Origin of the sequence: Paenibacillus sp. FSL H8-0122, from assembly GCF_038005345.1 — a bacterium.
Lineage (GTDB): Bacteria > Bacillota > Bacilli > Paenibacillales > Paenibacillaceae > Paenibacillus_AQ.
In genome coordinates, this window is the sequence record NZ_JBBOTB010000001.1 from 4,890,851 (window position 1) to 4,904,846 (window position 13,996).

Consider the following 13,996-nt stretch of genomic DNA (forward strand, 5'->3'; position numbering starts at 1 on the left):
ATACTGACCAGTAGATACGTCTGTGATAGTTATAGTACGGGAGGATGAAGAAGAATGTCAGGACCCTCACTGCGCCAGCTGCATGCCCATCATGCCATACATCAGGGCGGGCTCTCCGGCGCTGTAGCCAAGACAGAAGAAGTGGAAGAACTGCTGGCGCTTAAGGAAGTGGAGGTGGCCCGCCAGGCGGCTGACCACTTGATTGAGTACTGGGAGACGCGGATACTCAGCCATGCCGATGCGGAGGAAGACGGATTCTATCAGGAGATGATTGTGAAGAATCCGAACCTGGAAGAACCCGTTATCCGGCTGAAGCGGGATCATGAGCTGCTGCGGATCATCGTGCAGGATGTCAAAAGCATGCTTGCCGAAGACGGCCTCACCCCTGAGGTGCTGCACCAGTTCCATGCCCTGCTGGTTGTGAATGCGATTCATAGCCGGGATGAGGAACGGCTGCTGTTCGGGGAGTAGCATGACTGCTGCCGCTCTCCTGCAGAATAGCACGCAGATCATCTCTATTCACCAGCAGATCCTCAAGTGTATACTCTTCAAGCACCTTCAGATAGGCGTGCAGGGCCTTGCCCAGCACGCCTTTGAGTCTGCACACCGGTGAGATCGGACAGCTTCCGCCTGAGGGATTGAAGCACTCAACGAGATAGAAATCATCCTCCATCCGGCGCACAACCTCCCCGATATTGATCCTCTCCGGCGCAAGCGCAAGCCTGATCCCTCCCCCGCGACCTCTCACCGTTTCGAGATAGCCCGCCTTGCCGAGTTCATGCGAGACCTTCATCAGATGATTCTTGGAGATGCCGTAGGCACTGGAGATATCCTGGATTGTAGTCAACTCCTCCCTCTGCTTGGCTCCCAGATACATGAGGATTCGCAGGGAATAATCGGTATATAAGGTCAGCCGCATAGTCATGCTCCGTTCTATATTAACTTAGCTTCACGTAAGTGATATTTATTACAAAGTTTATCATATTCTTTGTCTAATTTGTTAAAGTGGTATTTTAAATATATCTTTTATCTTCAAAACCGTATATATTAATTTTGTACTATATGGAGAGGGGATGATTCATATTTTAACACAAGAGACTCGTGACATTGTCAAATCCACAGCGCCAGTATTGGCGGAACACGGCACCACCATTACAACGGTATTCTACCGTAACCTGTTCGAGGCCCACCCGGAACTGCTGAATGTGTTCAACCACGCCAACCAGGCGCAAGGCCGCCAGCAGGCGGCACTGGCCAATGCGGTCTACGCAGCGGCAGTCCACATAGACAACCTTGAGAATATACTCCCCGCGGTGGTCCAGATCGCCCACAAGCATGTCAGCCTCGGCATCAAGCCGGAGCATTACCCGATCGTCGGAGAATTCCTGCTGAAGGCCATCAAGGAGGTGCTGGGCGATGCTGCTACGGATGAGATCCTGAGTGCCTGGGAAGCTGCGTACGGAGTGATTGCGGGTGCATTCATCGGCGTGGAAGACAGCATGTACAAGGAAGCGCGGGAGCAGGAGCACGGCTGGAACTTCTTCAAGCCATTTACCGTGGTGCGTAAGGTTCAGGAGAGCGGCAGCATTACATCGTTCTATCTGAAGCCGGCAGACGGCTCGAATGTACCAGACTATAAGCCGGGCCAGTATATTTCTGTCCGTGTGCTGATCCCTGGAGAGCAATACACCATGATCCGCCAGTACAGCCTGTCCCAAGCACCGAAGCCGGATGAATTCCGCATTTCGGTGAAACGCGAGGAGACGAATGACCCGAATGGCGTGGTGTCCGTCTATCTTCATAACGGGGTGAATGAGGGCGATACCGTTGAGGCGAGCGCCCCTGCCGGTGAGTTCCTGCTGGATACTTCCTTAACTACCCCTGTAGCCTTCATCTCAGGCGGTGTCGGCATCACCCCTATGATGAGCATGCTCGAGACAGTAGCTAATGTAACACCGGACCGGCCGGTCGTCTTCCTGCACTCTGCACGGAACGAATCGCTTGCTGCCTTCGGTACAGATATTGAGAAGCATGCGGCCGCGCTGAGCAACGTCAAGACCAGAACCTTCTACTCCGGCGGACCGGATGGCGTGATTACAGGCGAAATTCTGAAGAGCTATGTAGATGTTACCGGAGATGCTTACGTGTGCGGGCCTGTTCCTTTTATGGAAGCCATGATTGGCGAACTGCGGAAGCTGGGAATGACTGAGACCCAGATTCATTATGAGTTCTTCGGACCGGCACTGCAGCTAAGCAACGCGTAGATTGTTCATCTAAAAGCAAAGGGGCCGCCTGCCGAACCCTTACCGGTTCGGAGGAAGCCCGCTTTCTTCAACGTGAAATCAGCCATTCATAGAGTACCTTCGCATGGTTATGGACCGGGTCCTTCGCGGCATAGACCAGTGTGACCCTCTGATTAAGTGCCCGCTCCCGGATCACTTCCGCATGCCCCGCGCATTCCGGATTCTCCTCCAGCTCCAGGGTATACCGTTCCTTGAATGCCGTGAACCGCTCCGGCAGATGTCCGAACCACTTGCGCAGCGCCGGGCTGGGCGCGATCTCCTTCATCCACTCGTCAATGGCTGCCTGCTCCTTCGTCACTCCGCGCGCCCACAGCCGGTCCACCAGAATCCGGTATCCGTCCCCGGGGTCCGCAGGTTCATAGATTCGCTTCAGGCCAATAGAGTACGGAGCATCTTCGGCTTTCCCGCCGGATGGCTCTCCCATGCTGCATCCCTCCTGCTCACCACTAAATACACCCAATATACCACGGGGCCTATTCTGCTTCCAGCGGCATGACAAGCTGCCGGTCTGCCGCGCTGACTACGCCGCTTCACAGCTATGCTACTCCGCGTCAAGAATGTACCGGTTCCACCGCTGCTGCCAGTCTACATCCTGCCAGAACGGGTGATGCGGCGCACAGTTGGAGCACAGCGTCATGCCCCAGAAGCCCAGCGCCATCCCCTTACGCAGCGCATACTCGGCAATGAATTTCCCGACCGGGCCCTCCTCGAAGCCCGCAAGCAGCGGGGTATAGCCGACATAGCCTTCGCCGATCACCATCGGCAGGCCCGAATGTACTGCCCATTCCTGCGCTTCTTCCAGGCGCATGTCCGCTTTTTGCAGCATCGCCAGCTTGTGGGCTCCATAGCGGTCATACAGGTAGAGATCCCATAGATCAGGATCAGCCCAATCATGCAGATAGAGCAGCTTCATCCCGACCGGATTACCCTCCATCCGCCACTCCTGCCCTGCGGGCAGAGTCCATTCCCCGAAGGGCGGGGCATCTTCCCTCAGCATAGACCGGACAAAAGCATTCGGAAAAGACATCCCCTCATCATTCAACCCCGCCGCGTCCATAAGCTCATTCAGTACGCCCTTGATATAGAGATGATAGTGGGCCACCTGCAGATTACGGGCTACATATGCCTTCGGATAAGCTTCGTTCAGCGTATAGCTGGCCGTGATCAGAACATCGGGATGCTGCCCCCGGAGATAGCCCACCGCTTCCTCGATATAAGGCTGCATGGCCGCCACCAGCCTTGGCGTATCCGCTAGGCCGATTCCCTGCACGGTACCCACGGCGGTAAGCTGCCCGAATTCCACTTCATTATGCAGCTCGGCATAAACAATTCGATCAGCGAAGCCTTCCCCCTTGATATACCGGATGAGCTGGTCCATCGACCGGGCCAGGGTCATGAACCGCTCTGCGGGAGCAATTGCAGCCAGCTCATCACGCAGCGCGGGGTAGGCCAGGAAGCTGGGGCTCTGCTGATATTCCCAGGAAGACAGCATAATGTAGAGTCCGTGCGCCTTGGCCTGTCTGAACAGCTCCAGCAGATGCGCATGCCCGTCCAGCTCGGCACCGCCGCGGCAGTTATACCAGCGGGTACGCTGTCCCACTTCCCCCAGACTGCCGAAGTGCAGCGGTCCGGGGCGTTTGCCTTCCGCTGTGAATAACAGGAACGGCATGGCACAGATCCGGATGGTGTTGTATCCTCTGTCGGCTGCCTCCTTGCATCTTGCCGCCAGATCATGATAAGGCTCGCCCGGCAAGGTCATTGTGTACCAGGAGAAATCCCACATGGTGAGGGTAAGCTTGCGGGGCAATCTGCTCAGCACTGCATCCATTCTTTTCACTCCTTAGGATTAGTTGAATTACCGGGTCAACTACTGGCCCATTTCCAGCTCCAGCACGCTGAAGCCGTTCGGACGATAGACCGTTAGGGTCAGCTCCGATCCAGGTGCAGCAGGCAGCTTGAGGCTCAGCGTACGGACCTCTCCGGGCTGCATATCAGGAATCACCTGTACCTGCGCTGCTTCCTCTGCGCCATCTATAGACACCCTTACATAATAGCCCCGGACGGCATAGCCGGGAATATCCTTCCGGCATTTCAGGGTGACCTCAAGCTCCCGTCCGTTCCGCCGCACAGGGGCATCTGCAAGCAGGAGCGGTGAAGCCACCTCACGCAAGTCTGCAAACGAAGGCTTCACCCGGTTATGTACATCCACCGAACCGTGCACCCGCTGCTTCCATCTCCCCTGCCCGTCTTCTCCCATTTGCGTGCGGTAATCATTCAGACTGAAAAAGATCAGCGCAGCAAACTGGGGATACTTGCGGTAGAGCTCTGTTTTGTGCAGAAGAATCGCTGTTCTTCTGGGATCTCCGCCTTCGTACACCGGCTCGCAGAGGCCATATTCAGCCACCACCACCGGCTTATCCGGGTAATCGGCCAGGATCTGCCGGATGACCTCATCCTCATCCAGCTCGCCATGCCAGGTTCCGATATAATCATTCCACATCAGCAGGTCCCCGGTTCCCGTAGCATCACTACGCGGATTCAGGTGGACCGTGTTGCTCACATAGTTAATCAGTCGCTGTGAATCCAGCGTATGGATCTCCTGCTTCAGCTGTTCCATGTACCGGAGAGTGGTCTCCGACTGCCCGTTCAGCTCATTCCCCATCCCCCAGGCGAAGATACACGGATGATGGGAATGATCGCGGATCATCTCCTTCGCCTGGGACAAGGCTACCGCGAAGGTGTGCTGATCCGGCTTCGCCGGCTGCTGCCAATGCGGAATTTCCTCCTGGACAAGAATGCCGTTGCGGTCACACCAGTCCAGCAGCTCATTCCCCTGTTGCCAGTGAAAACGGGTGATCACAGCGTTCGCCTCCTTGAGCCGTTCCAGCATCGCGCCAAGATCCTCCCGCTTCTCGGCCATGCCAACCGCCGGATTCGAACCCGGCATCCATTCGACACCCATCAGGCGGACCGGCTCACGGTTCAGCCATAGCTCCTGCCCCTTGACCACAAGCTCACGGAAACCGAAATTTACACTCACTTCATCTTGAAGCTGTCCGGCCTCCCGGATGGTGATCTGAAGCTGATAGAGATGCGGATGATCGAAATGCCATAAGTCCACCGGGAGCCACTCCATCCCTGCAAGCTGCCAGGTCCCGGATTGCGGGGGCAGGGGGCGGTGATCCTCCCATATTTGTGTACCATTCTTGAAAATAGCGGCCCCTATTGTTGCTGAAGCAGAGGGTCCGCATAGCTGTACGTCTGCCAGTAACCGGCCGGACGCCTGCTGGCCCGCTGGTCCGAACCGGACCTCCGGGGAGACGCGGATATGCTTGACGGCCGTTTGCCCGGTTACTATAAGCTGTACGGGCCGGATGATCCCCCCGTCGTCCGCCCAGTCGAAGCTGCGGCTTTGCGGGAGCGCCTGAGCGGCCGGGGAATTATCCGCTTTTACCGTAATCCGGTTCTCCTTGCCATGCAGAATATGCGCAGTCACCTCCAGCTCAAAGGCAGTATACCCGGAGTTGACATGCGAACCGGCCTTCCGGCCGTTGACCCAGACCACCGCATCACGGTAGACGGCTTCAAAATGCAGACGGAACCGGCTGCCGCTCCACTCCTCAGGAATGCTGAGACTATACTCATACCACCCGGCCCCCCGGTAATCCTCCAGACCCTCCTCCACATTCCAGGTATGCGGAACCGCAACCTCCCTTGGAGCAGGTAAGCCTGTAATCTGCCATTCCTCTCGCTCTCCTATGCCTGCTGTATCTGCCTGAAAACACCAGCCTTCGTCCAGGCTTATATCATGCCGTCCTGTTGTATGCATACTCTGTTGTCCTCCTTCTGCTTAGAGATGTCCCGGTTCAAAGGCATGATCGGCCATCCGTCTGTGAACTCCGGCTCCCTGATGATTGGGGTCCAGGGCAAGAGCGGAATCAAGCTCCGCTACCGCTGCTTCATGCCGGCCCAGCCCGAGAAGCCCGAGCCCCCGCATGTAGCGGCAATGTATGACATTGCGCCGGTTGAGGTCATCCTCAAACACCAGGAAATCCGGCAGCGATACGGCGAAATAGTCCAGCTTGATATCATCGAAAAGATGACGCTCGGCATAATCGATCAATATATTGAAGCGGCGCTTGGCCTCCTTCCCGTTACGGAGCTTCAACCAGGCCAGCCCCTGGTAGTAGATCATCTCCGGCGGCTGGTCATTGTAGAACATCGCACTTGCCGGCTCGGCCAGTCCTTGTGAAGCTATGGTGTAGCTGGCGACGGCTTCTTGTTCCCGCTGAAGACCTTCATAGGCTGCGCCCAAATAATAATAGATATTATTCTCCTGGGCGCCTTCCAGCCTGCCTTCGCCCAGATTCAGCGGATAGACCAGCGCTTGCTTCAAGTGCTCAGCTGCTGACTTATAGTTGCCCTTTTGCAGTGCCTGCTTGCCAAGCTCGGTATGAGCGAATTTATATTGTCCGGTCACCTTACCCTCTCCACCTTCCCAGGGATGGAAGTTACGCGAGCTTAATGCCCTAACCGCTTCGTCATAGCGCTCAAGCTGGTTAAGCAGCGTAACATATTCGATATACAGATCATCCCGTTGCTCCACCAGACTGTGCTGTGCTTCAAGATGACCCAGCCGTTTCCCGGCAGACCATGCGAGCTTCTTGCGCAGCTGATCCAGCTCATACAGAATCCGCGCATCCTGCGGCGCACAGGCAAATGCCTGCTCCAGTGAAGCGAGCGCCGCCTCAGGATTGTTCTGCTTATTGTAATAGGCCAGAGCCAAATTGCGGTGAACGATGGCGAAATCCCCTCTCAGATCACGTGAACGTTCCCAGCTTGCCGCCGCTTCCTCCGGCCGCTTCTTGTCATAATAGAGATTGCCGAGATAGTAATAGGCCTTATCATCCAGGGGATTCGCCCGGACGGCACTTAACAGCCATTCAAGCTCGGACAGGGTGTTCGGAAAGCAGTGCAGCGGGGAGGCTGCTTGCCCCTGGCGGCGGGCCTCCCGTGCCTGCTCATCTTGTCCCGTACGCTCATAACATTCGCCAAGGGCATAATGCAGCATCGGGTAGACGGAGTCGGTGTCGGTGTCGATTTCAGATTCGGATGTTCCGCATTTGACTGCCCTCCGCCCTACAGCAAGAGCTTCCGCATACAGCCCGCAGTCCATATAATCCGCCATAAGATTAAGGTAGTTGTGTGCGTCACTACGCATAAGCCGTTCCAATTCTGTCAGCGCCTCTTCTGCCGCAGCAGGGTCCTCCAGTGCTGCAAGGGCCAGGGCCAGTTCGTTGTATGCGCCAAAATCAGCAGGATCAAGCTGCACAGTCCCGCTGGCGAATCTCCTCCCCTGCTGCAGCCGGCCAAGCCTGCGCAGCAGAGCAGACTGGAGATTCCTTGCCTTATAATTACGCGTATTGCGGGTCAGCGAACGCTCCGCCAGCTCCAGCGCTTCGGCATAACGGCCTTGCTGGCAGGCTATCTGAGCGAGCGAGAAATACCCCGCAGCCTGCCAGGCTGCCGACCATACCGCTTTGTAATAAGCGGCAAAGGCCTCATCCAAGCGGTTCTGGCCGCGCAGAGCAACCGCCAGCTGATAATAGGCTTCGCTGTCATACGGGTTAGGATTACGTGAGGTTAGACGTTCAATGGCGCGGCGGAACAACGGCTCACTCTGCGCGTATTGCCCGCGGCGGAGCAGCAGCGTTCCATATGCTACATTCAGCCGGATATCCCCGCTGTCCCGCTTAAGCCCTTCCAGATAATAGGCCTCCGGCTCAAAGGTGGCATGCCGGTACTGCTCCAGATGCAGGCCTGCCAGGTACAGCTCCTCTGCTGAGCGCAGCTCTTCCGGCACTGCCAGCGGCTTCGCCGCTCCAGGGATGCGCTCAATCTCCGGCCGCTTCGGCTGATAGGCGACCAGCAACCTGCCCTCCCCGCTATGAACCGTCAGCTTGAGGTCATGCTCCTGCTCTCCATGGTCCAGCATAACCGTACGCTCTATAGCCTCTGCGGGAGACAGATCTGCAGTCTCCCGCAGATATTCGCCTGCGGCTCCGCTTAAGCTGATCACGGCCTGCTCCAGCCGTGAGGTGACGTATACCTTCACCACCGCTTGAGCCGATACTGCATCCGCCTCCAGATTGACCGCAGCGTCTACCGAGGCATTTTTCACCAGACCGATGCCCTTATACGGCATGAAATACTGGGTGAAGCTCTTCTCCTCATACGGCTGCAGCCAGGTGAAGTCAGGCTGATTATCGGTGTACACGCCTGTCATGAGTTCAATATAAGGTCCGTCTTCATCGGTCAGCTGGCGGTCCCAGGCCTGCCCGAATTCCCCGTTCCCCCAGGTCCATTGCTTCTTCCCCGGTGAGATATGATGATCAGCCACATGCAGCAGCCCCGCCTGTACGCCGTGATCATATCCGCCGACGAAATTATAATCCGACTTATAGGCCATATAGGAGGTCGGAACCGGAATATTCTTATAGCGGGAGATGTCCACGCCTTCCGAATAATCCTGTTTGTAGTAGGTACCGGTCGCAATGGGGAACCGCGATACATCCCTTTTGCCATGATCGAAGACGGCTGTGACATCAGGGGGAAAAACAGACTGCGTCTGATCATTCACCGCAACCGCCGGGTTGGCCCACCAGAGGAAGGTCTGCGCCTGCGGCGTCCGGTTATAACACTGCGCATGGACCTCCAGATAGGCTCTCCCGGGATAGAGTCTGAACGCAGCCGTAACCTTCGTCCCGTACATCCGGTCAATCTCGCTCACCCATACGGTAGCGCTTCCATCCGCAGCAGCCTCAAGCTTATATTCAACAGGGCCGAACGTATTCGGGCGGTGATGCTGCGGCCAGTTGAACTCAATGCCCCCGGAGATCCAGGGACCTGCAAGGCCGACCAGCGCAGGCTTGATGACGCGGTTATAATAGACAAAATCATAATGATTCGTCTTGTCGAGCGCCCGGTAGATCCGTCCTCCAAGCTCCGGCAGGATCTCTATCCGCATATATTCGTTCTCCAGAGTAATCAGCTTGTACTGTCTATCCTGCTTCACATCCGAGATGCTCTCAATCACGGGATGCGGGTATACACGCCCTGAGCTTCCCTGATAGACTCTTTTCTCCAGAAACATGGGGTTCGGATCAGCGGCGCCCGCCTCATAGGTTGGTATGATCACACTGGTCTCCCGTACCTGTACCCAGTCTGCGTTGTCTGCGTTGTCTGCGTTGTCTGCGTTGTACTTGTTGTTCACGTTACTCCCGGCCAGCTCCGGTGTATAACCACTAGCTGCTCGCTTCATGACTTCACGGCCCCCCTTAACTTGATACTTCTACTCTAGCCTCTGGCCGGGGAGTTTCCAATTGACGAAATGCGGGAAGTGATGGATTATATTCTTATTCTGTGCAAGCTTGGATTCCCGGCGTCACTGCGATGAGGATACGATTTCCCGACCGATGGTTGGGGTTGGGGTTGGGTTGGGTTGGGGTTGGGATAAATCCTGCCCATAATGCAACATTCCGCTCCTGAATTCAGCCTTAAACCGGAATTGTTGCACAAAAATCAACATCTGTCCTCCTTCCTGAGGCCAAACGGGGAAATTCCTGCATTTTGTGCAACAATCCGCCCTGGCACCACTGTACCAGAGAATCAAAATTGCAAAATATGCAACATTTTCATCATCTCAGCATGCCAACACCGAGCACCGAGCACCGAAGCACCGTAGCATTCCAGCACCCAAGCATCTCGCATTCCCTATATTCAGCCTCTACAGCTCCCAACAAACTCATTGCACTTCTTTTGGAAGGGGCTATCCCGTTCTAAGCCTTCGGATGAATACGCTGATGCCTGCGAGAAGAGATTGGGAAGTTACTTGTTGGGCCGGGTGTCTAACGTTTGGTTTATATACGATCTGTCAGGAGGGGAAGCGGCATGAATGATGGCAATATCCGCAAGCCGGAAGGGTTTGTGGAGGAGAAGCTGTATGTGCTGCCGGAGTACTGGATGAAGGAATTGGAGCAGGAGGAGCTGACCGCCTCCTTGTTCATTACGGACATTGGTTATTTCCCGAATGCCCGTTATCATTTCAGGGAACGCCTGGAAGGCAGCCCGTCGCATATCTTGATCTTGTGTGAAGCGGGGGAGGGCTGGGTGGAGCTGAATCACGGGGAGGAGATGACCATGCAGCCGGGGGACATGGTGATTATTCCTCCACACACCCCGCACCGCTACGGGGCCATGCAGGAAGAGCCATGGAGCATATACTGGTTCCATTTCCAAGGAAATCATGCGGACCGGCTGGTGAAGCTGTTCGGATTGTCGGGCGCTCCCCTCGCCCTGGCCCCGAGCGGCAAGGCCCGGCTCATTGAATGGTTCGTCCCTGCCTATGAGCTGCTGGCTGAGCGGACCTATGCCCTGGCTACCCATGTGCACATCGCCCAGACGGCCAGACAGCTGCTCTCCGGCATCGGCATTACGGCAGGCCCGTCCGCGCAGGAGAAGAAACGCGGGACCTATCTGGAACAGGCGATCCAGTATATGAACGGACGGCTGGGCAGCAACCTCACCCTGCCTGAGCTGGCTAAGCAGGTCGGCGTGTCGAAGCAGCATCTGATCTATATCTTCAACGCCGAGACCGGAGTCTCCCCGATCGGGTATTTCCTGCGGCTCAAAATCCAGCGCGCAGGCCATCTGCTCGATCTTACCGAACTCAGCATTAAGGAGGTCGGCTCCGCTATAGGGATCAACGACCCTTATTACTTCTCCAGGCTGTTCAAGAAGATTTCGGGGTTCTCTCCTTCAAGCTACCGGAAGATCCCGAAGGGCTGAATCTGTACTCGAACGAAAAGGGCCTTCCGGGCTAATTTCTCAGCTGCAGGAAGGCCCTTTTGAATATCTTTGAATATCTCTGCATATCTCTGCCGCGTAAGCTAAGCGGCTCTGCTACTCAATCTCCTTCCCGGTAAACAGCGAGACTCTCGCTTTAACCAGCTCTGTATATTCCTTCTCCATTTTCTCTGCACCCGCTTTATTCAGCTCCGCAATGAAATCGTCGTAGATTTTATCGAAATCGGCTGTGCTGGAGAGGATGGCTTCGGGAATCCGTTTGTGGACGATATCCTGCGTCTTTTGATAGATTACCTGATAATCCCCATCTGTCGGCACCGGCATATTGTACAGCGCGCCCCATTCCTTGACCGGGAATTCATCCTCCGCCGGGAACAGGTCTTTCCAGGTTGTTGCGTTATACGCAGCCAGGCTCGCCTTCTCCGCACCCGAATATTCGGCCAGAATCTGTTCCGGGAAGTTCGTTGTATAGTAATTGCCTGTAGAATCCTTCACACCGTCCCCGTAGCGGACTCCCAGCGTGGAATACAACCCCACCCCTGTCGCTTTGGTGAAACTTGCTGCATCGTTGACCTTCTGATCCAGAATGTCGGCAGGGATGACGCGCTTCCCGTTCTCCACATTATAATGCTTGCCTTCGATCCCCCAGTTTCTCAGCACCTGGCCTTCTTCCGAGGACAGCCAGTCCAGGAATTTAATCGCGCGGACCGGATCTTTACAAGCCGCGGTGATACTGATCCCGTAGCCGTCCACTCCGACAGACTGCATGGCGTGATCCTTGTACTCCTCACTCAGCGTAACCGGGAAGTGGGCGTACGTATATTCGTCTTTGCCCGCAGCCTTCAGGGCGTTCTCCGCATCCTGATACTCCCATTCCACTGAGGTAAGCCCCAGCACCCGGCCGCTGGAGATTTTGGATTTGTACTGGTCATCCTTTTGAACAAAGGATTCCTTGTCGAGCAGCCCTTCATTGTACATATGGTTCAGCCAGCGGAAGTACTCCTTCTCTTCAGGCTTCTTATAATGCAGCATCGTCTCGTACGTCTCAGGGTTCACATAATATTCGCCGTCATTGGTTCCTCCGGTAGTGATATCGCCCTGGTTGGTCACCGTAATCATGATCTTCCAGCCGTCAGCATTGACGGTCAGCGGTATGGTCGGCTGCCCGTCCGTCGTTGGATGCTTAGCCACATACGCCTTGAGGACATTCTCGAAATCCTTCACCGTCCGGACTTCGGGATATCCAAGCTCTTTCAATACGCGGTGCTGAATCTGAAATCCGTTCGTCGCATCGAAGCTCTGCTGATCAATGCCGACATTCGTCGGGATCGAATAGATCGCCTGATTATCCTTGCTGTATTTCATCCGGTTCATGTTCCCATCCATGACCTTCTTTATATTCGGGGCATATTTATCAATCAGCTCGGTCAGGTCGATAATGGCTTCCGCATCCACCAGCTTGCCCAGCTCTCCCTTGGCATAGATCATATCAGGATACTCTCCGCTGGCTGCCATCATTGAGATTTTGTCCTGTCCCCCTCCGCTGCCCACATCATATTCCGCGTTCAGGGTAACACCTGTTGTGGCAACAATCTCCTTGCCGATATCATCCTCCATCCTGTTCCAATTCGGACTGGCATCGGCGCCAAAGAAGGTAAACGTTACGGGAGCTGTATCCTTTGCGCTGTTATTTCCGTTCGTTATATTCTTTGTGTTATTTCCGGCACTGCTGCCGTTGCTGCAGCCTGCCGAAATGAACAGCATACTTGCCAGCAGACCCATCCCTAATCTTCTTGGCATTTGTTTTTCCATCCGTCTCATCCCCTTTGGTTGAATGCGTTTACAGTTATATTTTAGCGTCACCTTTGGCCGATAACCTTGATTTTCAAGTCGCAGACTAGCATTATATAGACAAATACGTATTTCTGAGGTGGGAGCTTTGTGAGCAATGTATATTTGAACTGGTTCACGACTGACGAGCATTTTCCTTTCTTTATCCAATATGGCGGGCATGAAGAAGACACCTCCCTCCATCAGCATGCAGACTTCTCCGAGCTTGTCATTGTGCTGAACGGACATGCTGCGCATATCGTCAACGACGAAGAGGCTTTTATCAAGAAAGGCAATGTATTCGTGATTAACGGCGGCACTCCCCATGCCTATAAGGACCCTTATGATTTCAGAATTTGCAACATTATGTACAAATCAGGCATGCTTAAGCTGGCCGGACCGGACTTAAGAACGCTGAACGGCTATCAGGCGCTGTTTGTCTTAGAACCCTTTTACCGCAGCATTAACGCCTATAAAAGCAAAATGAACCTCCCCATCGTCAGCCTGGAGGCTGTCTCATCGCTTGTGGCCGGCATGATTACAGAATATGAGCAGAAGCAGCACGGCTATCAGACCATGCTCGCCTCCAAATTCATGGAGCTGGTCGTGTATCTGTCCAGACATTATGACATTCAGGAGAAGGGCGTGGACCACAGCCTGATGCACCTCGCCAGTGCCATCTCCTATATTGAGGATCACTATCATGAACCGGTTACTCTTGATGCCATTGCCGCCAAATCGGATATTTCCGTCCGTCATTTGAACAGGATATTCCAGGCGTATTATCTGACTACACCGATTGCTTATATTCAGCGTCTGCGGCTGGAACATGCCTGCTCACTGCTCAAGCACACCAGACACCCTATTACAGACATCTCCTATAGATGCGGATTTAATGACAGTAACTACTTCGCCCGTCTCTTCAAAAAAACGTACGGCAAGTCCCCGAAGGCCTACCGCAATCAACAGTAGTTGTGCAGCAACCAGGTCCATACGCC

At 54.9% G+C, this 13,996-nt stretch carries 9 protein-coding genes and 1 pseudogene; 4 read left to right on the plus strand and 6 right to left on the minus strand.

Translation table 11 applies throughout. From position 1 onward, the window contains the following. Nucleotides 1–54 precede the first annotated feature (54 nt). Nucleotides 55–471, plus strand: a complete 417-nt coding sequence (locus tag NSS64_RS21065; protein ID WP_341141399.1) for a hemerythrin domain-containing protein — start codon at nucleotides 55–57, stop codon at nucleotides 469–471. 22 nt (nucleotides 472–493) lie between these two features. On the opposite strand, the pseudogene NSS64_RS21070 reads toward NSS64_RS21065, so the two are convergent. After that, nucleotides 494–919, minus strand: a pseudogene (locus NSS64_RS21070) (RrF2 family transcriptional regulator); the annotation flags it as partial. Nucleotides 920–1,082: 163 nt separating this feature from the next. Between NSS64_RS21070 and hmpA the strand changes: the two are divergent. After that, on the plus strand, nucleotides 1,083–2,264 hold the full coding sequence (gene hmpA / locus NSS64_RS21075; protein WP_340995521.1) for an NO-inducible flavohemoprotein: 1,182 nt from the start codon (nucleotides 1,083–1,085) through the stop codon (nucleotides 2,262–2,264). A 67-nt stretch (nucleotides 2,265–2,331) separates the two neighbouring features. Here the strand turns inward: hmpA and NSS64_RS21080 are convergent, their stop codons facing one another. The 4 genes from NSS64_RS21080 to NSS64_RS21095 all read right to left on the minus strand — a co-directional run bounded on the left by NSS64_RS21080 (nucleotide 2,332) and on the right by NSS64_RS21095 (nucleotide 9,624). Continuing rightward, nucleotides 2,332–2,727, minus strand: coding sequence for a DUF488 domain-containing protein (locus tag NSS64_RS21080; RefSeq protein WP_340991620.1), 396 nt, complete (start codon nucleotides 2,725–2,727; stop codon nucleotides 2,332–2,334). 117 nt (nucleotides 2,728–2,844) lie between these two features. Further along, nucleotides 2,845–4,131, minus strand: coding sequence for a cellulase-like family protein (locus tag NSS64_RS21085; RefSeq protein WP_341141400.1), 1,287 nt, complete (start codon nucleotides 4,129–4,131; stop codon nucleotides 2,845–2,847). A gap of 39 nt (nucleotides 4,132–4,170) precedes the next feature. Further along, the gene (locus NSS64_RS21090) at nucleotides 4,171–6,132 is read right to left on the minus strand and encodes a glycoside hydrolase family 2 protein (RefSeq protein WP_341141401.1); all 1,962 of its coding nucleotides are present in this window, start codon (nucleotides 6,130–6,132) and stop codon (nucleotides 4,171–4,173) included. A gap of 21 nt (nucleotides 6,133–6,153) precedes the next feature. Next, nucleotides 6,154–9,624 (minus strand): DUF5107 domain-containing protein, encoded by a 3,471-nt coding sequence (locus NSS64_RS21095; RefSeq protein WP_341141402.1) that lies wholly within the window; start codon nucleotides 9,622–9,624, stop codon nucleotides 6,154–6,156. 629 nt (nucleotides 9,625–10,253) lie between these two features. Between NSS64_RS21095 and NSS64_RS21100 the strand changes: the two genes are divergently transcribed. Continuing rightward, the gene (locus NSS64_RS21100) at nucleotides 10,254–11,150 is read left to right on the plus strand and encodes a helix-turn-helix domain-containing protein (protein ID WP_341141403.1); all 897 of its coding nucleotides are present in this window, start codon (nucleotides 10,254–10,256) and stop codon (nucleotides 11,148–11,150) included. Nucleotides 11,151–11,264: 114 nt separating this feature from the next. On the opposite strand, the gene NSS64_RS21105 is transcribed toward NSS64_RS21100, so the two are convergent. Further along, the gene (locus tag NSS64_RS21105) at nucleotides 11,265–12,980 is read right to left on the minus strand and encodes an ABC transporter substrate-binding protein (protein WP_341141404.1); all 1,716 of its coding nucleotides are present in this window, start codon (nucleotides 12,978–12,980) and stop codon (nucleotides 11,265–11,267) included. Nucleotides 12,981–13,109: 129 nt separating this feature from the next. On the opposite strand from NSS64_RS21105, the gene NSS64_RS21110 reads away from it, so the two are divergent. Beyond that, complete coding sequence (locus NSS64_RS21110; RefSeq protein ID WP_340991613.1) at nucleotides 13,110–13,970, plus strand: helix-turn-helix domain-containing protein; 861 nt, start codon at nucleotides 13,110–13,112, stop codon at nucleotides 13,968–13,970. The last annotated feature ends 26 nt before the right edge of the window (nucleotides 13,971–13,996 follow it).

Excerpts from the sequence above, each read along its gene's own strand:
- NSS64_RS21065 (WP_341141399.1), top strand. The coding sequence starts at position 55 with ATGTCAGGACCCTCACTGCGCCAGCTGCATGCCCATCATGCCATACAT.
- NSS64_RS21080 (WP_340991620.1), bottom strand. The coding sequence starts at position 2,727 with ATGGGAGAGCCATCCGGCGGGAAAGCCGAAGATGCTCCGTACTCTATT.
- NSS64_RS21085 (WP_341141400.1), bottom strand. The coding sequence starts at position 4,131 with ATGGATGCAGTGCTGAGCAGATTGCCCCGCAAGCTTACCCTCACCATG.
- NSS64_RS21090 (WP_341141401.1), bottom strand. The coding sequence starts at position 6,132 with ATGCATACAACAGGACGGCATGATATAAGCCTGGACGAAGGCTGGTGT.
- NSS64_RS21095 (WP_341141402.1), bottom strand. The coding sequence starts at position 9,624 with ATGAAGCGAGCAGCTAGTGGTTATACACCGGAGCTGGCCGGGAGTAAC.
- NSS64_RS21100 (WP_341141403.1), top strand. The coding sequence starts at position 10,254 with ATGAATGATGGCAATATCCGCAAGCCGGAAGGGTTTGTGGAGGAGAAG.
- NSS64_RS21105 (WP_341141404.1), bottom strand. The coding sequence starts at position 12,980 with ATGGAAAAACAAATGCCAAGAAGATTAGGGATGGGTCTGCTGGCAAGT.